General features: G+C 67.7%; 16 protein-coding genes. 8 read left to right on the top strand and 8 right to left on the bottom strand.

Annotated features, from left to right (window positions below; translation table 11 throughout):
- Positions 1-369 precede the first annotated feature (369 nt).
- The 4 genes from OG322_RS23875 (at position 370) to OG322_RS23890 (ending at position 5,313) form a co-directional block, all read left to right on the top strand.
- A complete protein-coding gene (locus OG322_RS23875) occupies positions 370-939 on the top strand; it encodes an SMI1/KNR4 family protein (RefSeq protein ID WP_185095724.1) in 570 nt (189 codons plus the stop codon).
- A 400-nt stretch (positions 940-1,339) separates the two neighbouring features.
- A complete protein-coding gene (locus tag OG322_RS23880; protein ID WP_329306895.1) occupies positions 1,340-2,881 on the top strand; it encodes a hypothetical protein in 1,542 nt (513 codons plus the stop codon).
- Positions 2,882-2,956: 75 nt separating this feature from the next.
- On the top strand, positions 2,957-4,192 hold the full coding sequence (locus tag OG322_RS23885) for an ATP-binding protein (protein ID WP_266411912.1): 1,236 nt from the start codon (positions 2,957-2,959) through the stop codon (positions 4,190-4,192).
- Complete coding sequence (locus tag OG322_RS23890) at positions 4,189-5,313, top strand: tetratricopeptide repeat protein (protein WP_329306896.1); 1,125 nt, start codon at positions 4,189-4,191, stop codon at positions 5,311-5,313. The genes OG322_RS23885 and OG322_RS23890 overlap by 4 nt, the downstream gene beginning before the upstream one ends.
- 480 nt (positions 5,314-5,793) lie before the next feature.
- On the opposite strand, the gene OG322_RS23895 is transcribed toward OG322_RS23890, so the two are convergent.
- Positions 5,794-5,985 carry a DUF397 domain-containing protein gene (locus OG322_RS23895; RefSeq protein WP_266411915.1) on the bottom strand — a complete coding sequence of 64 codons (192 nt, stop codon included), beginning with the start codon at positions 5,983-5,985 and terminating at the stop codon, positions 5,794-5,796.
- The gene (locus OG322_RS23900; RefSeq protein ID WP_329307761.1) at positions 5,982-6,830 is read right to left on the bottom strand and encodes a helix-turn-helix domain-containing protein; all 849 of its coding nucleotides are present in this window, start codon (positions 6,828-6,830) and stop codon (positions 5,982-5,984) included. Before OG322_RS23900 ends, OG322_RS23895 begins: the two co-directional genes overlap by 4 nt.
- Before the next feature lie 203 nt (positions 6,831-7,033).
- Between OG322_RS23900 and OG322_RS23905 the strand changes: the two genes are divergently transcribed.
- Positions 7,034-7,672, top strand: coding sequence for an ATP-binding protein (locus tag OG322_RS23905; RefSeq protein ID WP_329306897.1), 639 nt, complete (start codon positions 7,034-7,036; stop codon positions 7,670-7,672).
- 8 nt (positions 7,673-7,680) lie between these two features.
- On the opposite strand, the gene drmB is transcribed toward OG322_RS23905, so the two are convergent.
- The 5 genes from drmB to OG322_RS23930 form a co-directional block, all read right to left on the bottom strand.
- Positions 7,681-9,546 (bottom strand): DUF1998 domain-containing protein, encoded by a 1,866-nt coding sequence (drmB, locus tag OG322_RS23910; protein WP_266411919.1) that lies wholly within the window; start codon positions 9,544-9,546, stop codon positions 7,681-7,683.
- 3 nt (positions 9,547-9,549) lie between these two features.
- Positions 9,550-12,801, bottom strand: coding sequence for a helicase-related protein (locus OG322_RS23915; RefSeq protein WP_266411921.1), 3,252 nt, complete (start codon positions 12,799-12,801; stop codon positions 9,550-9,552).
- Positions 12,798-14,711 carry a UvrD-helicase domain-containing protein gene (locus OG322_RS23920; protein ID WP_266411922.1) on the bottom strand — a complete coding sequence of 638 codons (1,914 nt, stop codon included), beginning with the start codon at positions 14,709-14,711 and terminating at the stop codon, positions 12,798-12,800. Before OG322_RS23920 ends, OG322_RS23915 begins: the two co-directional genes overlap by 4 nt.
- A complete protein-coding gene (locus tag OG322_RS23925; protein WP_266411924.1) occupies positions 14,708-19,507 on the bottom strand; it encodes a DEAD/DEAH box helicase in 4,800 nt (1,599 codons plus the stop codon). The genes OG322_RS23920 and OG322_RS23925 overlap by 4 nt, the downstream gene beginning before the upstream one ends.
- A gap of 121 nt (positions 19,508-19,628) precedes the next feature.
- Positions 19,629-20,006 (bottom strand): hypothetical protein, encoded by a 378-nt coding sequence (locus OG322_RS23930; protein ID WP_266411926.1) that lies wholly within the window; start codon positions 20,004-20,006, stop codon positions 19,629-19,631.
- Between the two features lie 322 nt (positions 20,007-20,328).
- Here OG322_RS23930 and OG322_RS23935 point away from each other — a divergent pair, with 322 nt between their 5' ends.
- From OG322_RS23935 to OG322_RS23945, 3 genes are read left to right on the top strand one after another with little or no spacing between them, the layout of a single operon-like run.
- The gene (locus tag OG322_RS23935) at positions 20,329-22,410 is read left to right on the top strand and encodes a helix-turn-helix domain-containing protein (RefSeq protein ID WP_329306898.1); all 2,082 of its coding nucleotides are present in this window, start codon (positions 20,329-20,331) and stop codon (positions 22,408-22,410) included.
- On the top strand, positions 22,407-23,384 hold the full coding sequence (locus OG322_RS23940) for a hypothetical protein (protein WP_329306899.1): 978 nt from the start codon (positions 22,407-22,409) through the stop codon (positions 23,382-23,384). Before OG322_RS23935 ends, OG322_RS23940 begins: the two co-directional genes overlap by 4 nt.
- A complete protein-coding gene (locus OG322_RS23945; protein ID WP_329306900.1) occupies positions 23,381-24,286 on the top strand; it encodes a DUF6339 family protein in 906 nt (301 codons plus the stop codon). The genes OG322_RS23940 and OG322_RS23945 overlap by 4 nt, the downstream gene beginning before the upstream one ends.
- 38 nt (positions 24,287-24,324) lie before the next feature.
- On the opposite strand, the gene OG322_RS23950 is transcribed toward OG322_RS23945, so the two are convergent.
- Positions 24,325-25,563 carry a DNA cytosine methyltransferase gene (locus tag OG322_RS23950; protein WP_329306901.1) on the bottom strand — a complete coding sequence of 413 codons (1,239 nt, stop codon included), beginning with the start codon at positions 25,561-25,563 and terminating at the stop codon, positions 24,325-24,327.
- Between the last annotated feature and the right edge of the window lie 6 nt (positions 25,564-25,569).

Below are 25,569 nucleotides of genomic sequence, written 5' to 3' on the forward strand. Positions count from 1 at the left end.
AGGGGGTGGACGGATCAAGAACTGAGCATCGACAGACGTTCCATGGCTTCATGGGAGCGCTCCCATATTTGCGCGCTCCCATGAAGCCATCCAGTCAGGGGCACGTCAAGAGATCGGACGGGCTCGGGTGCGCGGAAGGGCTGGGGCGGCGTGGGCCCGCAGGCAACCCGGAGTGCTGGCGCGCCGCCGGCGAGCACGACCCCGAGCACATCGACCCCGAGCACATCGACCCCGACCGGGTCGAGGTCGACCTGTGCGCGGAAGTCGGTACCGAAGGCTGCGAGGTGCTGCTCGCCCGCGATCGTCCGCGTCACCGGGTCCGGCTACGATGCGACGCTCCGACCTTGCTGATCGTTGAGGAGACCTCCCTTGTCCGGACAGGTGCACGAAGCGGTGTCCTCGGTATGGGCGCGGATAGAGAAGTGGTACGCGGACCACGAGGTCCCGCACTTCCTGCTGCCCCCGGCAACCCCTGAGGACATCGCCGCGGTCGAGGCGGAGCTCGATGTCTCGTTGCCGGAGGCGGTCAGGCTCTCCCTTCTGAGGCACAACGGGTCCAAGGGCGGTGGCTGGCCGGCCGGCAGCCTCCTGTCGTGTACGGAGATGGTCGAGGAGACCAGCGTCTGGCGGGATCTCCTGGCCGACGGCTCGTTCGACGACGTGGCCGACTTCAACTCGGGCGACGACGGCGACCGGTCGCTCAAGCCCGGCTGGTGGAACACCGGCTGGATCTCGCTGGACGCGGACGGCGGAGGCAACGGCGCCGTACTGGACCTGTCCCCGGGCCCGGACGGGACCGTCGGCCAGATCATCGACATGGACCACGAGGCGGGCCCGAGCGGCCCCGCGGCCCCGGACTTCGTCGGCTACCTGGACGACCGGCTGGAGGAGCTGGAGGACTGCACGGTCATCGACGGGGAGTACGTGGAGGCGGAGTAGCACCTCACGGCTCCGAGCGCGGGCCGGCGCGGTGGGGCCGCCGTTGCGCATCACCGCCCGATCGCGGGCAGGTGGCCTCGGCGACCGCGGCCGGCCCGTCGGCCGACTTCGGGACGCGCCCCGAAGTCGGCAGGTCCGTAACCGTGTGGCAGCCGAGCAGTCCGAGGTCTGCGTGCTTGAGCCGGGAAGGGCCGGGCGGCACATCGCGATCCCCGCCACTGTCGGCGCTCTCGTGGTGTCGCACGGCGAGCTCACCTCCCGGGCGAATAATAGTTCCGGTTTGTCCTTTGGAGTCCGGTACCCGTAAATTCCCGCCATGCTGTCCGTGAACTGTTGCCTCTCAGCTCGCAGTTGAGCGACAGCGCGAACCGTCCTCATCGGCTGGAAGGGCCCCGCCCGCATGTCCGAAACCGTCGACCGGTGGAACGCCGCACTGCGCAGAGCCTGGAAGGCCGGCACGCTGTGGCCGTGGTGTCTGGCGGTCATCGCGGCGGTCTGCGGCTACGCCGTGGCCACCGTCTTTCACCCCGGGTACCTCAGCGCGGACAGCAACACCCAGCTGGGTCAGGCGCTGGGGGGCGAGCCGGTGAACGACTGGCATCCGCCGGTGATGGCGCTCGCATGGCGGATCATCATCCGCATCACGGGGGACTTCTCGGCCATGGCCGATCTGCAGGCCGCCGTGCTGTGGGGGACGCTGTGGGTCCTCGCCCGGCTGGGGTGGAAGAAGACCGGCAGTCGCGGGCTCTCCCTCGTGGTGCTGGCCGTGGGCTTCGCGCCGCACATCATGAACTTCACGGGAGTGGTGTGGAAGGACGTGCACCTGGCGTACGCGCTCCTCGCGGTCTTCGCGATCGCGCTCACCGTGCGGGAGCTGCCGCAGGACCGGGCCAGGACCCGCTGGGCCCTGCTGGTGCTGGGTCTGCTGTTCCTCGTGTACGCAGCCCTCGTGCGGAAGAACGGTATCCCCGCCGCCATCCCGGTCTTCGCCCTGCTGGTCCTCGCGGCGTGGCCCGCCCCGGGCCGACGCCGCTGGATGGCCGCGACCGGTGTGTTCGTCGCGGCCGTGATCGCGGGCGGCGCCGGTGTGTCCGCGGCCACTGCCCCGTTGGCCACGCGGGTGTACGCGGTGATCCCGGTGGACGATCTCGTCCACGTGCTCACCCCCGCCCAGGTGCGCGCCGCCGCTGAACAGGCCGGTGCGAGCCCGGACTTGCGTGACCGCCTGGTCACCACCGCCGTCACATGCCAGAAGCAGCACATCACCTCCGACGCGTACCTGCAGTGCTTCCCGCGCGGGCGGCCGTTCGACGTGACGTATCTGAATCAGCGCGCCGACGTGCTCGTCCGGATGTGGACGCAGCAGATGCCGAAGCACTGGAAGGGCTACGCCGAGTACCGGGGCCAGGTCTTCACGAAGCTGCTCTTCCAGAGCAACCAGACCTTTTGGAACGGCACCCATGTCAATGCCGGTGCCCAGCTGAACCCCGAGGTGCGGAAGCAGCCGCTGAACGACACGCTGAGGTTCGCTCTGCAGAACTATGTGACCGGTTTCGTCCGTGACCTGCCGATGCTCTTCCAGGGCTGGTTCTGGCTGGCCGTCTCGCTGGTGCTCGTGCTGCGCCGCCGGTGGACGGGCCCCTACTCCCGGGAACTCCGGCTCCTCGGGGCCAGTTCACTCCTGTACGTCCTCGCCTACCTGCCCACGGCGCCCGAGTCCAACTATCGTTACGTGTACTGGCCCGCGCTCTCCGGGACCGTCGCACTCGCACTCATCACGATCGCCGCCGTGGCGGATCGCCGCGCGGCAGCCGACGCCCACGCCGACGTCCCGGACGCCCGCCCCACGGTGCCACCGGCCGGCCGGGCCCCCGACGCCGCTCCGGGCCGGATCGTGTCCTCGGGCCGGCTCGCGTTCTCCCCCCACCGTTCGACGACTTGACGGCGCGGACCCGACTGGGCACCGGGACGCTGAGCGTCTGCTGAGGTGTCATACGGCGGCACTAGGCTGTGGATCATGCCGGACGAGCCCCCTCTCATACAGAGCCTGCGTGCCGCGGTCGCCGCCGCGCCCGCCGATGTCCCCCTGCGGCTCCACCTGGCCCAACTCCTGCTGGAGGCGGACCGGTCCGACGATGCCGTCGCCGAGGCGGCCGTGGCCCTTCAGCACGCGCCGGGCGACGCCCAGGCCCGAGGCCTGATGGCCCGGGCGATGGGTGCGCCGCCCCCGGCTCCGGCGCAACCCCCGGGCACGCGAGCCGGGTTCGACTGGAAGGCGGCCGCGGAACAGGTCGGGGACGTCGTGCCTCCGCGGTTCGCCGAGACGCCGGTCCGCGCGGACGGGCAGGACGACTCCGCGGACGCCGACGCGTGGGACGTGGAGGAGCCCGGCACCGTACGGCTGGCCGACGTCGGCGGCATGCAGGACGTGAAGGACCGCATGGACGCCGCCTTTCTCGCCCCGCTGCGCAACCCCGAGCTGCGCAAGCTGTACGGCAAGAGCCTTCGCGGCGGGCTGTTGCTGTACGGCCCGCCCGGCTGCGGCAAGACGTTCATCGCGCGGGCGGTGGCCGGTGAACTCGGTGCCGCGTTCCTGTCCGTGTCCGTGAACGACGTGCTCGACATGTGGATCGGCAACTCCGAGCGCAACATGCACGAGGTCTTCGAGACCGCTCGCCGTCAGGCGCCCTGCGTGGTCTTCCTGGACGAGCTGGACGCCCTTGGCGCCAAGCGCAGCCGCACCGGGCACAGCGGCATGCGTAACGTGGTCAACCAGCTGCTCAGCGAGTTGGACGGCATCGACTCGGCGGCGAACGAGGGCGTTTTCGTGCTGGCCGCCACCAACGTGCCCTGGGACGTGGACAATGCTCTGCGCCGTCCCGGCCGCCTGGACAGGACGATCCTCGTCCTCCCGCCCGACGGACCCGCCCGGGAGGCGATCCTCCGCTACCACCTGCGTGACCGTCCCATCGAGAAGGTCGAGCTGGGCAAGCTGGTCAAGGTCACCGATGGTCTGTCCGGCGCGGACCTGGCCCACGTCTGCGAGGCGGCGGCCGAGCGGGCCCTGCTGGACTCGGTGCGCACCGGAACCGTACGGATGATCGGCATGAAGGATCTGCTGGCCGCCGCGAACGAGGTCGTGCCGTCCGCCGAACCGTGGTTCGCCTCCGCGCGCAACGTGGCGATGTTCGCCAACGAGGGCGGCATGTACGACGACCTGGTGACGTACTTGAAGAAGAGGCGCAAGTTGTGACCACGACCCTGCACCCCGCGGTGGAGCGGGCTGACCTGCTCATCGATCTCAAGCGGTACGAGGAGGCCAGGGAACTGCTGGCCCGGCGGCTCGCGGAGGACCCCGAGGACATCCGGGCCTGGATCGAACTCGCCCGGAGCCATGTCGAGGACAAGGAGGACGGCGCGAAGGCGCTGGAGGCGACCGAGCGGGCGCTGGCCCTGAACGCTCAGGACATCGGGGCGCTCCTCATGCACGCGCGCGCCCTGCGCGTGGGCGGCCGCTTCCCGGAGACCGAGGCCGTGCTGCGCGAGGCGATCCGCCTGGCGCCCGACTACTGGTTCACCTACGCGCGGCTCGCCGACTGGCTGTGGCGCATCAGGATGATCAGCTCCGGAAAGGCCAACGGCGGCCAGATCCGGCGCGAGGACCACGAGGCCGCTCTGCGGGAGGCCGACCTGATAGCCCAGGAGGCCATCCGGCTGGCCCCCGAGCAGGTGTACACCTACGAAGTGGCGTGGCTCATCGCCGACATGTCCGCCAACCGGAGCGCCGCCGCCAGGATGGACGAGGCCATCCTCCGACTGGACCCGCAGCACGAACAGGCCCTGGCACGGCGGACGAAGGCGGCGGCGACAGCCCCCGGCGTCAAGGCGACGGAAGCGGCCACTCTGTACGCCGACGCACTGGCCTCCACCCCGGACTCCGCTCCGATGCGGCGCGGACTGGACGCGGCCTCCTTCCGCCTGCTGCGCGGCCTGCGCTGGCTGGCCCTGCTCTGCCTGGCCCTCGCCGCTGCGGGCATCGACCTGTTCGCGACGGACGGAGAGACCCAGCGGGAGCTGCCGCTGGTTCTTGGCCAGCGGTTGTGGGATCTCGTCCCGATGGCGGTCATCTGGGCCCTGGGCGCCCTGCTGCGGTACCGCCGCCTGCGCGCCGGCATCCGGGTCAACCTGCTCTCGCTCATCCGACGTTTCGCCTGGTCCCGTGTCGTCCTGGGCCAAGCGGCGTGGGCCATGCTCTGCGCGCTGCTCATCACCCAGATCCCCTGGACGGACCGCACGATCCCGCTCGTGCTCTTCTGGGCCGGCCTGGTGCCGGCGCTGGCGACGATGTGGTTCGACCGGCCGAAGAACGCCTGAGCGACGACGAAGGAGCCGGTGCGAGTGACTGTGCCCGCGACCTGCGGAGGAGAGGCGCCCTCGGATTCCGGGTGATGACCGGACCGAATCCATTCGGCCGAAGCGGCCGAGGGGCTGGTCGACCGTGCGTTCGCCGGGCCGGTGACAGGCAGCGCGACCGACGGCCGGGTCTGTCTGTGCCCGGAGCAGTAGAGGTGCTCGGCTGGCCAAGCAACCGCCGCTTGAACGCTTTGCAGTTCACCATCGCGGACCGCTCCGACGAAGGCTGTGCCCCGGCATCACGCAGGCGCCTCAGCACGTTCATCGACGGGGAGCACTTCGAGGCGGATCAACGGTTCTCCCCGGCGGGGGACTCGGGGACGGGGCGGACTCCCGCGGGCTCGGAGCGATCCCGAGCCCACCAGTGCGCGGTGCCGCCCTTACCAACACCCGACTCGGAGTCGCCTGAGCGGAACGAACATGCGCGCGTGAGGCGAGCCTTCACGCACGCCGCAGGGACGCCACGAACTCTGCCCACGCGGCGGGGCGTACAGCTATGAAGGTCCTATCGAGTCGCTTCGAGTCCCGTACGCCGACGGCGCTCTCCAGATCGGCCACCTCAACGCACTCGCCTCCCGTCCCGTTGCTGTAGCTGCTCTTGCGCCACCGGGGGAGGGCGGGGGGTCGGTTCATCGGGAGTGCTCCTTCAGGATCGCGTGCATGAACGAGGCCGACCGGTCAGGGCTGAGCGCCAAGGCCCTCAGGTGGTCGAACGCCTTTGTGTACAGGCTGACATCCGCAGCACTCTCCAGGTAGACCGAATCGGTCAGCCCTTCCCGGTAGACGACGTCCGGGTCCTCCTGCTCGGGGAATCCCAGGATCGTGAACGGGCCCGTCGCAGGGTAGGCGCCGGCGTCGAAGGGCAGGACCTGCACGGTCACGTTTCGCAACGCCGTCGTATCCAGAATGCGTTCGATCTGCGCGGCCATGATCGGCCGGCTGCCGACAACGTGCCTGAGGGCGCTCTCGTGGACCACGGTCCACAGGTCGGGTGAGGGTGCCGTGGTGAGCAGTTGCTGCCTGCGCATGCGTACCTCGATGAGGCTCCGGATCTCTTCGTCGGACCGGTCGGCGGACGCCCGGCTCAGACCGGTCGCGTACTCCGCTGTCTGGAGCAGGCCGGGGACGAACTCGCCCTGGTAACTGCGAAGGTCGGACGCTGCTTGCTCAAGGCCTACGTAGACCGAGAACCAACCAGGGATCGCGTCACCGTGGCCGTGCCACCAGCCTTTGGTCTTCGACTCCTTGGCGAAGGACTTGAGCAGGTCCCGCAGTTCGGCGGACGTTCCGTAGAAGCGGCAGAGCGCATCGATGTCGGACGGTTGCACGCGCCCGAGGCCCGTCTCCAGGCGGTTGACCTTGGACCCGCTCCAATCGAGCTCCTTACCGACTTGATTGCAGGTGAAGTCGCCTTCTTCACGCAGCTTCTTCAGCTCGATCGCCAGACGTCGTCGACGTGCGGTGGGGGAACTGGCCATTTCAACACCTTCTCCAAGAACGGGAGTTACATCCCATCGGAAACGGTGGCGTTCGCCAATCACTCTATGGAGGGAATCTCTTCGTGCACATTGCATATCGGGACGGGATGTCGGCATTCTCGGAAGTGAAGCGACTGTGAGTCACCTCCGTTCACGCCAGGTGAAGAGGCTGGGACTCGCTGCGGAGAGAGGCGGTGCCCGTGGTGAACGGCAACGACGGCTGCATGACGCGGAAATCCTGGGAGCTGCCATTCCTGGCAGAACCTGCTGAAGTCGCCGGTCTGAGGCGCGTCATGCGGCTGCATCTACGGTTGTGGGGACTATCGGACGTGGCGGAGGCCGCCGAGCTCTGTGTCAGTGAACTCGTGGCGAATGTGATCAGGCACGTCGGCGAGGGCACACCGAGCACCCTGGAGGTCGGAATGAACGGCACGCACCTCCGGGTCGCACTCCGTGATCCGGACACCCGTGCGCTTCCGACGCTCGTGCATGCGGGTTCTGATGACGAGTCGGGGCGCGGAATGGCGCTGCTGGACGCGGTATCGGACCGATGGGGCGTGATCCTCGGCGCGTCCTCGAAGCTCGTCTGGTGCGATCTCGCCACCTCGCTCGTCACGCCCGGTGGGCATATCGACGGCCCGCGGATCGCCAAGGGCGAGGCGTGCCTCACGCTCTACGCGGGCGCAGGCGGCGAGCCGGCGGGGGTGGCTGTCCTGGAGGAGGCGGCGATCGACTTGATCACCGACCTCCTCCACTGGCTGAGCGTCCACGGCCGCGACATGGACGAGGCGCTGGACCGGGCCCAGGTGCGTTTCGAGGCGGCGGCCGACGGAGCCCGATGAAGGCGAGGTCACCTCAGCGCATCGTGGAAGAACCCGATCGACTGATCCTCCGGGGTCCCGATCAGGGTTGCTCGGTCGAGCAGGATGTTGTTGTTCTCGCAGCTCGTCTCGGGGAGGAGCAGACAGGCATGGCAGGCGGCCATGTTCAGGCTGTCCGCACCGCTTGCCTGCGACTCCATGCACAGAGGGTCGTTCGAGCACCAACTCGCCCTGTGCAGGGCAGCCCGGAGGGAAACTGCCAGACGGTCCGGTTCGCCCTGCGCGACGACGCCGCCAAGACTTCCGGCGGAGTCGCTGGTGGCCGTGTAGATCAGCACGCCCGCCATGTCCTCGTCGCTGTAGAGCCGCTCGCGCAGGGATGCGGCCGGGTAGCCGCCGTCCAGGCTCCACTCGTTGATCAGCGTGTGGGCCAAGGCGTGCAGCAGCAGGAATCGAGGGGTGGCGGGTGAAGGCGGAACCTGCTTGTCAGAGTCGCCCGCACGTGCCGACAGCAGCCTTTCGTGGTTCTCGCGGATCCGGGTGGCGCGAGCGACCTGTTCGGGCTGCTCCTCCCAGCTCCGAAGCCGTTCGGGGTCGAGGCGAAGGAACACGCCTTCACCACTGACTTCGAAAGCGGGAAGCCAACTCGGCTTCTCCAGTGAGATGGCTGCCTGGCGCAGCTGGGAGTCCGCCGGACTCGGTTCCTCGACGCGGCGGAACGACTGCAGCACTCGTACTTCGCGCAGCCGCTTGACCAGCATGACCTGGGCGAGCCCGAGCGACGTGCGGAGGGCGTCAATCGAAGCGACCGGGGGCACACAGACGAATTCCTGGTCCTCCTCGGCGTCCTCGGGGTGAGGCTTGGACAGACTTCGATACTCGCCCTCGTACAGCTTCCGTCGGTAGTCGCCCGCACGCTTGGCGGCTTCCGTGTCATCGACCGGTTCCGTGGCGACGGTCTCGGCCGCACGCCTCCGCTCCACCTCCGCCACCACGTCCTCGTCCGTGTACTTCGGGCGGTGGAGCAGCAGTTTCCTTATGCGTACGTACACCTTGATCGAGGCGGCATCCTCGTCCTTCAAGTCGTTGTAGTGGGGAGCCACGAGCTTGGCAATGCCTTGGCTCCACGGAGGGATGGAGAGGGCCGAGTGCATGACCGGGAACCAGACCGAGGACGAACCACGCTGAAGGGTGCGCGGTGGCTCCTGGCAGACCTCGGCCGCAGCGTCCTTGATCCAAGGGCGGCGACCACTGCACCGGATGCCGAGCTCCCGGAGGGCCTGGCGTCGGAACGACCCTTCCAGGGAGACCTTCTCCACCCCGCAGCTGCAACCGATCTGCACGGCACGGAGGGATGCGGTCGAGCCGTCCGCCTGGAAGGTCAGTTGGCCCCCACAGCCACCCGATTCCGTCCGGTTACCTCGATGGACCCACTTCCAGTAGGGGAAGTCCTCCAGATGGCCATGCGTGCACGCCATCACGAAGCGGGACGGAACCAGGCTCTCCTGGCACGTCGAGCACTCAGCCCGTCCCGTCGGAGAGTTGAACTTGCGGAAGGGCTGCAACTGATGGCAGGTCGGGCATGAGTACATCTCCGGGAAGCGCACGGCGCGTACGCCGTCCCGGGCAGAGTCGGTATCGGGAGCGGGAGGCATCCGGAATCCGGCGACACCCAACTGCCAGGCCAGGCGAGGCTCAGAGATGAAGGGCGCCTCGGAGATGTCCCACGAGTCGATACCGCGGACGAGGAAGGACTCGTTCTCCACCGCGATCATGGCTCCGACGCCGTACGTCGTGATGAGCTGGGCGCGACGGATCTCTCCGAGCTTGCGGGCGGTACGTGCAGCGGTTGAGGGGAGGCCTCGGCGGCGGGTGCGGGGCGGGACGGGACCCATGGTTCAGCGCTCCTCGAAGAAGGTGGACGAGGCGTCTACGTCTCGCAGACTCCACAAGGTCTTCCACGGCGACGCGTCGGCCGACTCGTCGTCGTAGTTGGCCAACAGGGCGGCGCCGTGGGAGCCGCGTCGAGCCTCGTACACGAGGTTCGGGCGCTCGTAAGCCTCGCTCCGCCACCACTCGATGAACTGCTCGAAGGCTGCGGTGGTGGCTTCGAGCTCGGCCGGTTCGACGGCCGAAACCCGGTCGAGCAGAGCCTTCCCGACCTGCTCGCGGAGGTCAGGAAGGAAGTCCTCCACATGCGCTGCCGCTTCATTGGCCCGAGCTGCGGGCAACGTCAACCGGGCCAGTGCCACCACTACGGCGTGCAGGCCTCGGTCACGGGCCCGGGCGGAGAACGGGGTGACGCTCGTGGACTCCACCTCGCGATACAGGGCGGAGTGGAAGCTCTGGAAGTCCTCGTAGTGCGAACGGTCCCTCGACCTGGTGGAGTTGAGCATGACCGCGACGAGGCCGGGGTGTTGCCGGCCGACCCGGCTCGTCGCCTGGATGTATTCGGCGGTGGTCTGCGGTTGCCCCATCACGGCCATCAACCCGAGTCGCTCGACGTCGACCCCTACGGAGATCATGTTGGTGGCGAGCAGTACGTCCAGCACTTCGGGGCTCGGGAGTCGGCGCTCGATGTCCTTGAGCCGGCGGGAGATGTCACTGGCGTTGGCGCGGCTGCTCAATTCGGTGAGGGCGTCCGCGCGGCGCGCTTTGAGACCGTCACGCGCCGCAAGATGGCCCAACCGCTCCTGTACGTCGTCGAGGACCTGGAGCTCTGCCGCCGACAGCAGTCGCAAGCTGTTGAAGTATCCGACCAGGGTCCAGTAGGCGTCCTTCACCTCGGGCGGGGCATCATGGGCGTACGCCCGGTGCAGCAGTGCCGCGTACACCCGGATCAGCAAGGTGGCCTGGCTGGTGCTGGAGGTCAACAGGCCGATGTAGCAGCGAGCCGCCTTGCGCTCACGCGGCGTCTCGACGGCGAACCAGGAATCTCTGGCGTCGAGGCCGCCGGGCGGGAACTGCTGCACCCTACGGTCGAACAGTCGGGTGCCCTGCTCGTCGGCACGCCGGATGGTCGCGGTCGAGGCGATGACCTTGGGGCGTGCGGCCAAGGCGTCCACGGCCGTCTCGTACAGGCCGGTGAGCGTGCCGAGCGGGCCCGAGATGAGGTGGAGCTCGTCCTGGACGATGAGTTCGGGCGGCCGGACCCCGTCGAGGTCCCGGTTGAACAGAGCCGCAGAAGCGGGCCGCCAGGGCATCGAGGCGAACTTGTCGACCGTTGCGATGACCAAGGTCGGGCGGTAGGCGTAGACGGCCTCGTCGACGAGATGAACCGGGAGCCCGCGGTGGAAGTCGCAGGCACCGGACGGGCAGTTCACCGTCATACGTTCGGCGTCCTTGTCGACCGCGTAGTCCCGAGGACGCAACGGCTCACCGCACCACGGGCAGTTGCGCAGTTGCACCGGATTCTCCGTCTGCAACTGCAAGCTCTCGTTCCGCACGAGGTCAGCCAGTTTGCCCTCGGCGACCGCCAGTGTGTTGGGCGTTGCCGAGCGGCCCACCCACATGCCGATGGAGATCTCCTCGTGTCCCAGCCTTGCCGGGTCGGCAGCCCGGAGCAGGTCCATGGCGCAGATCAGTGCCGCGGCTCGCTCGAACTGCTGGAGCGTGAGCAGCCGGAGCGTGTACCGCATGAGCACAGTGACGCCCGCTCCGGCCACCCCGTCCCGCATCCGCCGGAAGAAGGTGGTGAAGGCGATCAGTCCGAGGTACGCCTCCGTCTTGCCACCACCTGTGGGGAACCACAGCAGGTCGGAGACGTCTCGGTCGTCGTGGTCCGGGTCGACGATTCCGGCCAGGCAGAGAAGGATGAAGGAAAGCTGGAAGGGCCGCCACCGCCCGGCATGCTCGTCCGGTCGGCCGGACCTGCCTCTCTTGATCCACACGGTACGTGCGCGCTGGTCTGCCATCGCGAGGTTCGCCAGACGGAACGCGTGCATGATGTCCGGTCGCTCGGCGTCCTCCAGTAGATCCACGCCGTCACGCATCCGGCGCAGAGCTTGCCGGCACAACAGGACCTGATCAGTCGCAGCCTGGCTGTCCTCGGTGCCGCGCAGCAGACGGACTTGGTCCTCCTGGGTTTCGATCCACTGCTCGTACCCTTCCAGTAGGGTGCGCAGCGCCGACACGACCTCATGGATGGGGGCGGTTCCCAACCGATACATGGTCAGTGGCTTGTCATCGATCCCAGGATTGGAGTCGGTCAGCAACACCTCGTGGGAGGGGACGAACTCAGTCCGCAGGGCGGTGACCCTAGGACGTTCGATCGGCACGGAGCCCACTGGGGGTGGCGTCCAGTCCCAATGCGCCGCGCAGCCGTGCCCAATGGCGAAACTCGGCACGTGGCGGTGCAGGAGCCTGCTCAGTGCCTGCTCCGAGTCGACCGCGCCCAGCGTGGCCGGCCGCACCACGAACACGGGGCTGATGCCGTCTCCTGCCGTGATGGTCAGCACGGGCTGGTAGAAGCAGTGCGCGTCGCGCAGGTCGAATCGGCCGACCTCAAGACTGTTGACGACCGTGGCCGTCACGGTCACGGTCCCGTCGGAGGTGGACCGAGGACGGACCAGCACACGCAGTTCCAGCCCCGGGTGGAGAACGAAGGGGGCAAGCAGCCCGGGCTGGGTGACGTCCACGTCGACGGGTTCGATCCGCAGGGCGGAGCGTCTCCAGTGTTCGCGCTGGGCCTTCGTGCTCCGCGCCTCTGTCCGCTTCGCGGCCACCGGCTTCCCCTCGGCGTCCTCGGGGAGGTAGACGGCAGTGGTGACGGTCAGTCGAATTCGGGTCGACACGGTCGGGTCCGCGGCAAAAGTCAGACCGATGGACGACGGCATCCGGACGTTCGCCAGCGAGACGCCCAGATCGGCCGGCCCTTCCTCGACGTCCCGACGGACGCCGAGCGGTACTGCGTCGAGCCCGTCGCGCTCCGATTCCAGCTCGGCCTGCTCGGTCGGGCCGGGCCGGGACGAGTCGTCGGGCCGGTCCGGGAGCGAGAGCGGGAAGAGTACACCCACCGGGTACATGGTGATCGGTGCGTCATCCGTGAGCACCTCCTCCGCGCCACCGGCGGGACCGAGCAGATCCTTCCGAAGGGCGTCGACGAGCGAGTCGCGCACCTCGTAATGAGCCTGATGAGTAGACCCGCTCATGCCGTTTCCTCGGTTTCGTCCGCGTACCAGTGGAAGCGTCCCAGGCCGCACAGGCGAGGTGTGACCCACGCACCGTGCGTACCGAGGCCCGCAGTTTCGGTAGCGGCGGGGCTGCCCGCCACACTCTCCACACAATCGATCCGGAGGCCGGTGATCAGCGGCGGCCACCGGTCGACCTCGGAGTGTGAGGATCGGCGCAGCATTCGACACAGGTCGGTTCTGAAGCGTTCCGACACCACTGCCACCTCTCGGCCACCGACCACCACCGCGTACGGAGGAGATTGGTCGGAGGCGACAGGGATGCCGTGCAACAGGACAAGTTCCGCCGCGGCGCCGGCGGCGACATCGGTCACCAGGTGATGCCAGAGTTCCTTGGCGTCGTGTTGGATTCCCTCAGTGCCCGGCGGCTGCTCGTGGGACACGTCCGTACCGAGCAGCTCGATTCCGTTACGGGCCCAGGCACTGCGGCCGCCCAGATACCAGCGGTCGATCCTCTTGTCCTTCCGGATGAGCCACGAGTTGGGCGCGTCCAGGACATAGAGGTCGTCCCGGGTCCGAGTCATGGCCACGTAGAGCAGCCGAGCCTCCGCCGCCGGGTCGTAGTCGTGCTTCTTCTTCCGGACCGGAGTCGGTTCTTTCAGCACGCGTGGTTCGACGATCAGGACCCGATCGAACTCCAAGCCCTTGGCCCGGTGCATGGTCGATATCACGAGAGAGGACGGCTGAGCCGCGGTGAGCTCGTCGGGCAGTCTGCCTTCGGCGAGTGCTCGATGCAGCGCGACGACATCGACGGTTCCTCTGCCGCGTCCCCGTGCCACTTTGCGCACCGACCGCCACAGCGCTTCCGGCATGGAGCCGATCGGGATCTGCAGGTCGACCAGCAGTTCCTCGAAGCGCTCCCGAGTGAGATTGGTCGAACCGGTCGAGGCAAGCAGTTCGGCGATCCATACAGGCGCGGAACGCTCGCGGGCAGAACGCTGCAGTGTATGAGGGACGTCGGCGGCGGCCAGAATGCCGGACAGGGTCAAAGCCTGGCCGTTGTCGCGACACAGTACGGAAGTGGTGTCCGGATAGTCGCGCAGAGCAGCCAGTACGAACTCGTCGTTCAGGCTTCCGAAATTCGGCGTCGACAGCAGCAACGTGCGCAGATCGCCATGAATGCGCTCCGCCTCGTCGGCGGCCGTGACCCGATCGCGAGGCAACCCCTGCAACTGGGCGCCGTAGGGCAGAGCCATCCGGGCCACCTCACTACGGGCCCGGAAGTTGTCGCCCAGGTGAAGCTCCACCAGATCCTCACCGAACGTGGCACGCACCCACTCCAGGAAGCGGTCGGTCTCCCCGGCCCGCTGTTCCGGATCGGACACCTGGAACCCGTACACGGCCTGAGCCGAATCGCCCACCACGGTGAATCCGCTGTTCTCCTGGAAGCGGTCGAGTAGCGCCTCGACCATCTCCCGACGGACGCCCACGAGGTCCTGAACCTCATCGATCACCACATGGGCCGGCACGTACTCGCCGCCTTCGACCGCTCCCTTGTCGATCGCCTCGGTGGCGGCTTCGATGCGTCCGTCGAAGGTGTACGTCCCCCAGTCCACGTCCGGGTAGGCGCGATGGAGCAGGGCCGAGGCCCAACCGTCGAAGGTCTGGACACGGATGCGCTGCGCGGCGGCGGCGTGCCGCTCGATCCGCTCGGTGAGTTCGCGTACGGCGGCACGGGAGAAGCTGAGGACCAGGATCTCCCCGGCCTCCAGTTCTTCGCGTTCCACCAGCACGTCGAGCCGTCGCACCAGGGTGTACGTCTTGCCGGCGCCCGCACCGGCCGTGACCAGGACTCGAGCATCCCAGGGCTGGTCCACCACGGCCTGCTGCGGTGCTGTGAGCCGGTGCTCGGCGGGGAGGACGGAAGTCATTGGGCCTCGTCCCACAGGTACTCGAACTCGGTGAACGCGAGCTCTTCACCGTAGTTGGTGATGTTGTCCCGTACGTTCAGGATCAGGCAGCTCTCCTTGCCGCCGTTCTTGGGGCCGCGCAGGCCGCGTCCGATCATCTGTTGGTAGACGTTGGGGCTGTAGGTCGGACGGGCGACGACCACGGCACGAGTGGCCGGCGCGTCGAAACCCTGGGTCAGCACGCCGTAGTTCGTGAGTACCTGGGTCCTGCCCTTGCGGAAGTCGCTGATCCGCTTGCGGCGTTCGTTGGTGGGTGTGCTCGAGTCAATGGCCGCGGCCTTGATGTCTCTGTCACCCAGCTTGGCCGCGAGCAGCTTGGCGTGGGCGACGGAGGTGGCGAACACCAGAACCGGCCAGTCGGACGGCATGGCGGCGATCTCGTCGACGATGCGCTGACTACGGTCGTGGTCCTCGGCAAGCCGTTGTTCCGCACCCTTGGGCAAGGTGGCGAACGTCTCGGACTGGGCGCGCTCATCGGCTGTCAGGGAGATCGCGGCGCCCTGCAGCTCTCGGTGCTTCACCTGGGCCAGGACGCCGATGTGCTGCAAGGACTTGATGGCGACGGACAGATCGCCGTCGAAGACCCCGGTGTCCAGGCGGTTGCCGAACCTCTGGACCAGGAGCCGGGTCAGCTCCGCGTTGTTCTTGTACGGGGTCGCGGTCAGGCCGACCAGATGACGGCCGGTCCGGTGATGCGTGAGGCCGAGTTGTTCGAGAAGACGTGTGTAGCGGCCGGACATCGCGGTGTGTGCTTCGTCGACGATGACGAGCGAGGCGGACTCCCGCAACCAGGTGTATTTCTCGTCCGTCAGGCAGCGGTCCAGCTTGGCGTCGGTCGCGACGACCAGATGCGGTCGTCCGTCGACCGGGGTAGCCTCGTTCGACGCCCACAGACGGCTGATGACGAGGGGGTGTTCGGGACCCACCTTCGACCAGACGAAACTCCAGCTCTGCACGGCCTGCTCGCACAGCTCTTCTGTCTGAGCGATCCACAGGACCGGGCCCGGAAGATCCTTGCGGTCGCGGATCCAGCGGATCACGCCTTCCGCCGTGACACGCGTCTTACCGGCCCCCGTCGGCAGGCTGAGCATGCCGCGCTGGGGCATCGGGTTCTCCAGCAGACCCAGCAACGCCTGGGTGAGGTCCTCCTGATACGGGTGGAGAGCGGGGAACTCGGTCGGTCCCTCCACCTCCAGGCGGGCATCCAGGGAGGGCACCTGGGCGCCGGCGAAGGAGTCCGGGAAGCCGAGGTCGGTGACGAAGAGCAGAGCCTTCTGGCCACCGCTGAAGGACGTGGGTGCCCGGGTGGGGAAGTTCAGAGTGAGATCGTGGGAGTGGACCCGCAGGATCGCCTCGCCGTGGGCGTTGAACGCCATCTCCGCGACGCGCCTGGGGCTGGGTTCACTCCCGTGCTCGTGGATCTCGCTCTCCATCAGCCCGGGAGGAAGCCCACCACGCAAGGCTTCCTCACCGATGAGCAGAGCGATCTTGTCGATGACGCTTTCTGCCTCCCTGACCGCGCGCAGCCGTTCCAGGAGAGCGTGATTGTGTTCCTGCTTCTCCTGGAGGGCGAGGGCCTGGCTGCAGCCCGCGATGCCGAAGCCCCACTTGAACTCCTCGTCGGCGGCCCGGAGCACCTGGAGGCGGTCGAGGGAGTCCAGCACATAGAGGGTCTGCCCCTTCTTGGCGAACGTGAGGGCCTTCCTCTTGCTTCCCATGGGTGTACGCATGACATGCGCCAGCTCGGAGCAGCGCTGGATCCTGTAGTTGCTCACTGCCTGGCCGAGTCGGGTCTTGACCGTGGGGAATTCCTCGAGGAGGGAGGAGGCCCGCCCGATCTTCAGCGCGTCGATCTCCCGGCTGATGACGTCGGAGACCTTGAGCATGCCCCAGTCCTCGATCATCGCCTTGGCGGAGGCGGCGTCTGCCTTGTCGGAGACCAGGAGCGCGGGGAGTCCCTCGCGGACGAGTTCGTTGAACTCGGGGGTGCTCGTCGCCACGGCGATCTCGTTGTCCGGCCGTCCTTCCCAGGAGTTCCCCACGCGGCACCGGGTGAGTACATCTTCGGGAAACTCGAACTCGACGCGGTGGAGGAGGGCATAGGCATGTCCGATGAACGCGTCGTCCTCGCTCTGCAGGAGCAGGTCCAGCAGCTTGCCCCAGCGACGGGCGGGTACCTCATCGGTGGTCGTGGGCATGCCCAGCCGGCGCGCCGCCTCGTCGGAGACCTCGGCGACGGGCAGTACGGAGTGGAAAGTCTTGAGCTGGGGACCGACGGCCTCGGACACGCGGGTCAGACCCATGGAGGTGCGTACGAGGCCGTGCTTGGAGATCATCCAGCGCAGCGGAGACATCACGGACTTGCGCGTGTTCCCGTTGGTTCCGTACCGCATCTGCCAGTGCTGCGAGATGTCGGACGGAGGCAGGGCCGCCACGAAGGCGGCGCGGCCCTCGTCGGACAGAGCCGGTAGCAGGTGCAGCGGGCCCAGGGTCGCGGCACCCTCCACCGCGAGGCGGGAGATGTTGGGGCGCGGTGACGTGCTCGGCAGACCACGGAGGTGCTGCTCGTGTACAACCTGCCGATACTCCTCGAACCAGGCCTCGCCCTGTGGCCGGTGGCCGCCGGTGGGCCGGTCGAACAGACCCAGGTCGCGGAACACCGGACGGTCGCTGTCGTGGAAGCCCATGTCGACGGTGACGCTCTTGTCCCGACTGCCGTCGGCGGGTACCACCGGGCCCGGCAGGAGACAGTCGCGCATCGGTCGGTAACGGCCGTCCAGGGTACGGACGCGTAGCGTCTCCAGGGTCTTCGGCACCTTCGCGCGGATGCGTTCGGTCTGCGCGCTTCCCCCGGCGCTCCGGAGCAGGACCCAGAAGTTGGACCAGGAGTCGGTGTCGTAGTTGGCGAAGCCCTGGTCGAGGACGCCCTCGAACCGTCCCTGCGCGTCGGCGACCCTGATGCCGATGTTGTGCAGGTGCCTGGACATCTCGGGACGCTCGGAGATCGACGGGTGCACGTAGACCATGTCGTCCCGAAGGGCGTCGGCGGAAGTGCGGTGGAAGATCTCACCGGCGACGGGCGCGACCATCCCATGGTTCTCGGTCAGGACGATCCTCGCCCGGCGGGCCGCGGCAGTGATCTCCGAATCGTCGCGCCGCCGTTCGGCCTGATCCTTCAGCACCATGAGGGACAAGATCTCGATGGCATGGGTCGAGGCCTCCGCGGAGCCGTCGGAGACGAGAGCCTCGAGCCAGTCCTTGACGCTCTCGGGAGTCTTCCCGGCCTGATCCAGGATGTGGTTCATCTTGCCGCGTCGGAGAGCGGTGTCGGACGCGTCGACGGACGCGTGCAGCCAGCCTGCGGGGCGGCCGCTGTACTCGGCCCAGATCCGGACCCATTCCTTGTCGAGGTTGGGCGGCGTGATGAAAAGCTCGCGAGGCCGCTGGAGCACGCCGTTCTGGTCGGGCAGGGAGGGGCTTTCGGCGGCGTACTCCCAGACGCGGCGCAGGAAATAGTCGTCGGCCCAGTTGAGCCTCTCCTTGGTGCGTCCCGGGAGCAGAGGGAGGTAGGCGGCGGGGTCCTCGTCGGGCACGAGCGAGGGCAGGGTGTCGACCACCAACCGCGCGGCGACCTCAAGGAGTTCACGGTTGAAGGGGCTGCCGTCGAGAAGGTGCTGACGGTCCTCGTTCGTCTTCCATGGCGCGTTGAGGATGCCGGTCAACGACAACTCGTACTTGGTGGGGAAGAACGCCCAGAAGGAGCCCTTGCCGCCAGGCGCGGTGTACAAGCCGTTGCGAACGGTGTACTCGGGCATCGCCCAGGAGACCTCCAGCACGGGCCGGCCGTGAAGTTCGCCCGCGCTCTTCTCGGCCTCGCCGGTGGGGGAGTAGGAGGCCGAGAACACCTTCCACTGTTCCGTCGACTGCTTGGCGCCGCTTGCCACCTCCTTGAGCGTCCGGTAGTTGCCCTTGTGCTCGATCGAGATCTCCCGGCGGACCTGCGGCATCGAGCGAAGGTCGTGCAGGAACAGTTCGCCGACATGAGGGGAGAACAACTGGAAGTGGGCGGGGAAGGCGTCGGTCTCGCGTCCGTTGCGGCTCTTGTAGCCGACGATGTCGCGGGCGAGGCGTCCAGCGGCGCCGTCCATCAGAGGCAGGCGGACGACGGTGGTGGCCCACTTCAGCAACTTGTCCAGGTTGTCGTCATCGGCGCGTTCCTGCTCGACGTCGAGGGGGCGAGCCATGCGGAGCACCGGGGTGGGCATGTCGGGATCAACCTGCTGGCCGAGAGCCTGCGCGATCTCGGCAGCGGACCACTCCTTGTCGAAGCCGAAACCGAAAGCGCCGTTCCCGCTGAAGAACTGAGGCGAGTCGCTCACAGAGAGCACGGACTTGACGCCGACACCGAACCGGCCGATCTGCCCGCCGCGCTTACGGGACACACCCATCCGTAGGATCGTCTCGGCACCCTCCGGCGTGACAGGGCTGCCCACGTTCGCGCAGTAGAGGTGCTCGTCGGTGAGGACCACGTGCAGCTTGCCGCCGGGTGCGGCCGCGATCTCGTCCGCCGCGTTCTGCACGAGCTCGTACAACTGGCGCTCGCCGTACCCGCCTTGAGTGATGCGACGCTCGCCGTTGGCGTGCTCCTGTATCAGTCCCGGATCGACCTGATAGGTCTTCAGGACGGTGGCGGACTGCCGGATCACGGTCTCGATCACGGGCGGGAGCGAGGAGTCGGCGAGCTGCCGGACGGTCATGAGGCACCTGTCTCGAAGGAGAGAACGAACCGAGGATGCGCGGGGGGAGCGGGGTGCCGGCGTGCACAGGCCGGCACCCCGTGGAACAACGCTGCGCTGCTGAGTGGAGGGCGGCGGGGGCTCAGCTGTCGGTGGTCGTGACCGTGGTGACGGTGGTGACGGTCACGGTCGTCGTCACGATCGTCACCGTCCGCCCGTTCGTGCGGACCCGACGGGTGCTGCGGGTGACCTGGTAGGTGCGAGGGCGACCGGCGCGCCGAGGGGTGGTGGGGCGCCGGGTGACCCGAGAGGCGCGGCGCACGGGAGGGTCGGAGGGGGTGGCGACCGATTCCGTGCGCGCGGTGGTGTGCGAGAGGCGGGCGAGGCGCCGCCGCTCCGTAGCCAGGACCTGGGGGTGGATGCCGTGACACGTCAGGAGCTCGGCCTGAAGCTCCGGGTCGTCCAATTCGTCGTACTTCCGGATGAACCAGGACATCCAGGCATCGTCGTCATCGATCATGTGGGGTTCCCCTCCCTATGGGTGCGCCAACGAGTGCTCTCGATCGGTTGGTGCACGTAAAGACCGCTTTGTGATCGAACATGAGGGCAGAGCTCTCCCGCCTTCAGGAGGCGCATCCCTCAACGGCCTTGGCCGGGTGGGGAGTTGCCAGAATGAACATAGCACGCGCTGATCGGCCAGCCGATCAGAAGAAGGAAGAATAAAAACAACCCCTGCTGGCGCTCGAGCGAACGGTGTTCGTCAAATGACATTTGACGAAGCGCTGACGTCAACTGCGGTGCTACCGTGTGTCCCCGCTCGGCATGAAGAGGGAGTGGGGTCAATGGAGGACAGCGAGGACTTCGGCGTGTGGCTCGGGCGGCAGCTCCGTCGCAAGGGTCTGTCGCAGCAGGGACTCGGCCAGCAGTTGGGTCTGACGCGTGCGGCCGTATCGGCGTGGGTGACTGGCAGAGCCCGGCCGCGGGCCGAGGTGATGGCCAGGATCGCCGAGATCCTGGAGACGGATGTCGCCACTCTGATCACCAGGGACGCCGATGCCGGGTCGGACCGGCCGACCACTTGGTACCACCGGATCGCTCACCACGACGGCGGTCGGGAGTACGGGAACGCCGCGGCCTTCGCCTTCGACGCCAACCTGTCCGTGCTGGCTCGGGAAGTCACGCAGAACGCGCTGGACGAACGGCTCGACCCGCGTCGCCCGGTGCGCGTGCGTTTCACCCTGCACGAGCTGACCGGTGAGCACCTGCACTCCTTCCTCTCCGCTCTGAAGTGGGACGAGCTGGAACCCCACTACGCGGCGGCGGCGCAGTCCGGGCAGAAGGCGGGCCGGGTTCTGGCCGAGGGCCTTCGGGCGCTGCGTGAGGACGCGTCTCTACTGCTTCTCCGGATCGACGACTACAACGCCTCGGGCCTGACCGGGCCCGAGTACGGGGACGGCCGGTACGCCGCCGTGGTCCGCCGCCAGCTGGACAGTCACAAGAGCAACGAGCGTGCGGGCGGCTCGTACGGGTTGGGAAAGGCCACGCTGTGGGCGGCCAGCCGGCTCGGCCTGGTACTGATCAACAGCACTTTGTCCGAGGCGCATGAAGGGCGCACGGCACGTCGAGTGGTCGGGCGGCTCGACCTTCCCTGGCGTGAGGTCGAGGGTGTCGCCTACGCCGGGCCCGCGTGGCTCGGCGAGCCGGACACCGAGAAGGCGCACGAGGGGGTCTCCCGCTCGTGGTGGGCCGACGAACGTGTGGTCGCAGACCTGCGACTCGACCGGGAAAGCGACGATCCGGGGACCTCCTTCCTCGTTGTCGGCGCTCACGACGCGGCCGGTGGCAGTGACACGTTGGAGGACCTGCACACGGCCCTTGGGCGGGCACTCTCCGACAACTTCTGGGCCGCCATGACCTCAGGTCGGTCGACACCGCCCCTGCTCGAAGCGTCGGTACGTGCCTTTCGCAACGGCGAAGCGGCCGTCGCGGAACGACGGGTCGATCCGCTCGACCGGCACCCAGCACTCGTACACGCGCTGCGCGCGTACATCGACGGCGAGACGGTTGACGAACTCACGGCCGCCGGGCAGGTCGCTGCCACGGAGGTCGCACTCGCCGTCCCTCCGTTGCGAACGGCGGGACGAAGGGGCGTGGGAGGCAGCCACCGTGCCGTACTTCTGGTTACTCAGGCTGCCGACCGGGACGAACAGCACAGCCGCATCGTATGTATGCGAGGCAACCGGATGACCGTCACGGCGCGCCCTCCTCGCAACCTGGGGGTCGGGGTGGATCCGTTCCAAGCCGTTCTGCTCGCCGGATACGCCACGGGTGACGACGGTTCGGCGACGCATGCCGCGGAAGAATTCCTGCGGGCCGCCGAGCCGCCGGAGCACGACAGGTGGGGAGTGACCGAGGAACTCACGGCGGCCTATGCCAACGCTCCACGCCGTCTGTCCGAGTTCAACACGGCCATGGACACGGCGCTGAGGGGCGTGATCGGTCGGCGAATCGTCGGCCAGGGTTCGGTCGGCCACGAGGTGCTCCGGAAGTTGCTACGTCTCGACCTGCCGGCGACGACAAACGGTCGTCGGCGGCATCCGCTCGTGGACCGGGTGGTCGGAAGGGTGGACGCTGCCGGGGCCTGGACCGTGGACGTGACACTGGACGTTCCACAACGAGATGTCGGCTGGCAACTGTTGCCCGTGGTCAAGTTCGACGTGCGATCGGGTGGGCGACCCTCGCTCGAGTGGGCGGAGTTGTCCCCGAAGGAGAATTGTCAGGTCGTCGAGGGCAGGCTGCTTATCGATCCGGATGTGCGCTCCGCACGCTTCGGTGGGGTCACCGCCGTGGGCAGCCATCCGGTGGCCGCGGCCATGGCCGGCGTGATCGTGGACATCCAGCAGGTGGGGGAGGCCTCGGCGTGAGCACTGTGTACGCGTACCCGACCTTGGTGGGGAAGATCGAGGCCACTGTCCGAGGCGCGAGCATAGACGGGAAGCCCCTGCAGCTTTCGCTGATCTCACAACGCGATCAGGTCGTCGCCCTCCATCAGGTAGAGCGGGACGACTGGATCGAAGGTGTACTCGACCTCGAAGTGTCCCTACCTGTCGACGAGTTGGCCGATGGCCCGTGGTCCGGGGTCAGCTGCGTCGCGGTACTGACCGAGGGAGCCACGAACACCCGTGTGGTGACTCGTCTGGAACGGCGCCGGGACGACACGCGATGGCGGGGCGAGGTCCGGGTACGTCGTTCCACCCACGCCACGCGCGCACTGCTCGACGTGAGTGTCGTCGGTAGCCACGGTGGCGTCGACGGGCGCATCCTCGGAAAGACGGACGCCCCGTGGGTGGTGGACCTGCTGGCCCGTACACCGGCTAGGCAACGAGACCTGGAGATTGTGGAGGAGGACTTCCGGGATGGTCCGCAGCAGTGGTTGCGCCCGTTCGCGGACGCGCCCTGGATAGTCGACACATCGGGGGATCTGCCGACCATCCTGCTCAATGCCTCCTTCGAGGGGCTCTCCACGCTGCTGTCCGGTGCGCGCAGCCCGTTGGAGAAGGCGACGGCGGGACTCGTGGCCGCCCAGGTCGCGGGAGAGGCGTGGGCGACCATGTTCCAGTCCGCTCTGGGCAATCTCGAATTCGACGAGGACGGCACCCCTCATCTTCCGGCCGGTTGGCGGGGCGCGGTGCTGCGCTCCATGCTGCCGGAGGTGTTTCCTCGACTGCCGCTTCCCGACGCGTTGCGAGAGGCCCTCGACCGTCGGGTGGACGGTCGAGGATGGGCGGAGGTCCAGTCGCGGATCGAGTTCGCAGCCGGAAGGCGCAGTCAGTTGCCGAGGAACCTCCTGGCCACCATCCGTGCCGTTTCCCGTTCCCAGGAAGGTACGCGCCGATGAACCGCACGCACACGGAGATCCCCGCCCGTCTTGCTCTCCTTTCCGGGGATCGTGCCACAGGCTTCCTCACCCACGGGGTGCGTGCCGGCCAGGAAACGCTTCCTCACGTGGCGGTCCTCCGTGCGAGCAAGCCGATCCAGGACGATTCCGTCCGATGGAACGTCGACCCGGTACGTGAGATCGTTGAAGAGGCGATACACAGGTTCGACGGGGCCAGGACCGACGCCGACGCCTGGCTGGCGCCGCGGCTGCACGCGACCCTGCGCCTGACACGCGCGGAGGCGGCAGATGCCGGGCTCTGGAATTTCCTCGCCCTGGCTGTGGCACCCGACTTCGTCCTGTGGCGACACCTGCCGCTCGTCATGGCGGACGAGGGTGCTCCCAGGAAGATCAATGGCGCCAGGTTCGTCGGCCCGCACCATAGTCAGGCCTTCGCCCGACTATGGTGGTCGGCCGAGATGTTCCGTGACGGGCCCGACTACGCGCCCGCGGAGATCGCTTGCACCAACCAGGACATGATCAATACGGCCCTCCGGCTCGCGGCCATCGATCACAAGCCCACCGCTCTGGCCCTGGTATCGGTTCTCAAGGGACTCGCCGCCGACGGAGCCGCGCGCCTCGGGGATCGGGTCAACGCCCTGTGCACGGCGGTCAACGTGGCCGGGAGCACACTCATGTACGAGGTGATTGCACCCGACGATCCACCTCGCCACGACGCGCTCACCGAGTGGGTCGCGGATGCGGGGTCGGCGCCCGCCGTGCCATGGGAGAGGCTCCCCGAAGGCCCGGACGACGGCACCGCCCGGCGCTCCTCCCTCGAGCTCCTTTCGCGCATGTTCGAACAGTTCGCCGCAGAGGCACCGTTGCGTGACAGGACTCGCTCCGGGGCTGCACAGGACTGAAGTCCAGGTGAGTCCGGTCGGGGCAGGCCCCGACCGGTTCACGCGTTCCCGGGGCGGACCTCATCCGCTTGAGTATCGGGGCTCTTCGGTTCCCATGACACCAGTTTTTCGATCAACTCCTCTTCCGGCGGGCCGAGTTGCAGCGCACTGCTGAGGATGTGCAGAGAGAGAAGCGGTGGAATGGCGTTCCCGATCTGTTGGGCCACATCGGTGGACCGCCAGGGGTACTGCCTCGGGAACGACTGGAGCAGACCGCCCTCCTCGAACGTGAGCCGCTCCAGCTCCTCACCGACGTCCTTGTTGCCGGACTCGGTCTCCTTGAGAAGGAAGACCTTGTTACGCCGAAACTTGCCGGTGACTGTTGCTGCGGGCTGGTCGGAAGTGCGGCGGCCCCGGTTCTTGGGGTCACCACCGGATCCGTAATTGGAAACCACTTCGAAGTCGCGGGGACGACCAGTAAGTACGTCCTGCATGGCCACCCAGGGCGCGATGTCCGTTTTTGGTGTGGGGAACAGGGACCCGTCTTGCTCGGGCCCGGTGTCCTGGCGCGTCTGTTTCGGTAGGCGCTTGATTCCCTTGCGGTATCGCTGATGCGTCGCGCGAGGGAACTGCACCTCGCGTTTCACGTTGTTCGGATCCGACTGGGCGATCAGTACGGCACGCCGACGCGTCTGCGGGACGCCGAAGTCCTCCGAGTACAGAACGTGGGCGTCGGCGGCGTATCCGGTTTGCCTGAGGAGCTCGGCGTAGTGCTTCCACACCGGCAGCACGGTGGGTACCTGCTCCAGGACAACCACGTCATAGGGCTTTCCGCGGCTGAGCTTGGCCTCCATGATCCAGCGCAGTGGTTGGAGGACGAGCCCCGTGCGCTCGTCGGACATGGTGTCGGTCTCGGCCTTGGCCTCTTTCCAAGCCGCCTCGAAGGACGGGAAGTCCTCATGGCCGACCAAGCTCGTGGCCAGGCGTTTCACGTCATCCAGGGCTTTGTGGCCCTTTCGGCTGCCGGCTACGGAGAAGGACTGGCAGGGTGGACCGCCGGTGAGGACGTTTGCGTCCCGCACCTGCGGATCGCACGCACTCAGTACGGCAACGTCCTTCTCCACCGTGGTCAGAAGGCCGGCCGCTTCGCGCGTCGCGCGGGTTGCGTCGTCCCATTCGACCCCAATGCTCTCCACTCCCATGACAGTGGCTGCGATATCGAGGCCACCGGGACCTGCGAACAAGTCCACGATGCGGAAATGCGCAGGTTGAAGGGGTGAATGAGGTGCGTGGGTCATGGGATT

The sequence above is a fragment of the Streptomyces sp. NBC_01260 genome (assembly GCF_036226405.1).
Taxonomy (GTDB): Bacteria; Actinomycetota; Actinomycetes; order Streptomycetales; family Streptomycetaceae; genus Streptomyces; species Streptomyces laculatispora.

Coding starts and splice junctions, on each gene's coding strand:
- OG322_RS23880 (WP_329306895.1), top strand. CDS start 1,340: ATGTCCGAAACCGTCGACCGGTGGAACGCCGCACTGCGCAGAGCCTGG.
- OG322_RS23885 (WP_266411912.1), top strand. CDS start 2,957: ATGCCGGACGAGCCCCCTCTCATACAGAGCCTGCGTGCCGCGGTCGCC.
- OG322_RS23895 (WP_266411915.1), bottom strand. CDS start 5,985: ATGAACCGACCCCCCGCCCTCCCCCGGTGGCGCAAGAGCAGCTACAGC.
- OG322_RS23900 (WP_329307761.1), bottom strand. CDS start 6,830: ATGGCCAGTTCCCCCACCGCACGTCGACGACGTCTGGCGATCGAGCTG.
- drmB (WP_266411919.1), bottom strand. CDS start 9,546: ATGGGTCCCGTCCCGCCCCGCACCCGCCGCCGAGGCCTCCCCTCAACC.
- OG322_RS23915 (WP_266411921.1), bottom strand. CDS start 12,801: ATGAGCGGGTCTACTCATCAGGCTCATTACGAGGTGCGCGACTCGCTC.
- OG322_RS23920 (WP_266411922.1), bottom strand. CDS start 14,711: ATGACTTCCGTCCTCCCCGCCGAGCACCGGCTCACAGCACCGCAGCAG.
- OG322_RS23925 (WP_266411924.1), bottom strand. CDS start 19,507: ATGACCGTCCGGCAGCTCGCCGACTCCTCGCTCCCGCCCGTGATCGAG.
- OG322_RS23930 (WP_266411926.1), bottom strand. CDS start 20,006: ATGATCGATGACGACGATGCCTGGATGTCCTGGTTCATCCGGAAGTAC.
- OG322_RS23935 (WP_329306898.1), top strand. CDS start 20,329: ATGGAGGACAGCGAGGACTTCGGCGTGTGGCTCGGGCGGCAGCTCCGT.
- OG322_RS23945 (WP_329306900.1), top strand. CDS start 23,381: ATGAACCGCACGCACACGGAGATCCCCGCCCGTCTTGCTCTCCTTTCC.
- OG322_RS23950 (WP_329306901.1), bottom strand. CDS start 25,563: ATGACCCACGCACCTCATTCACCCCTTCAACCTGCGCATTTCCGCATC.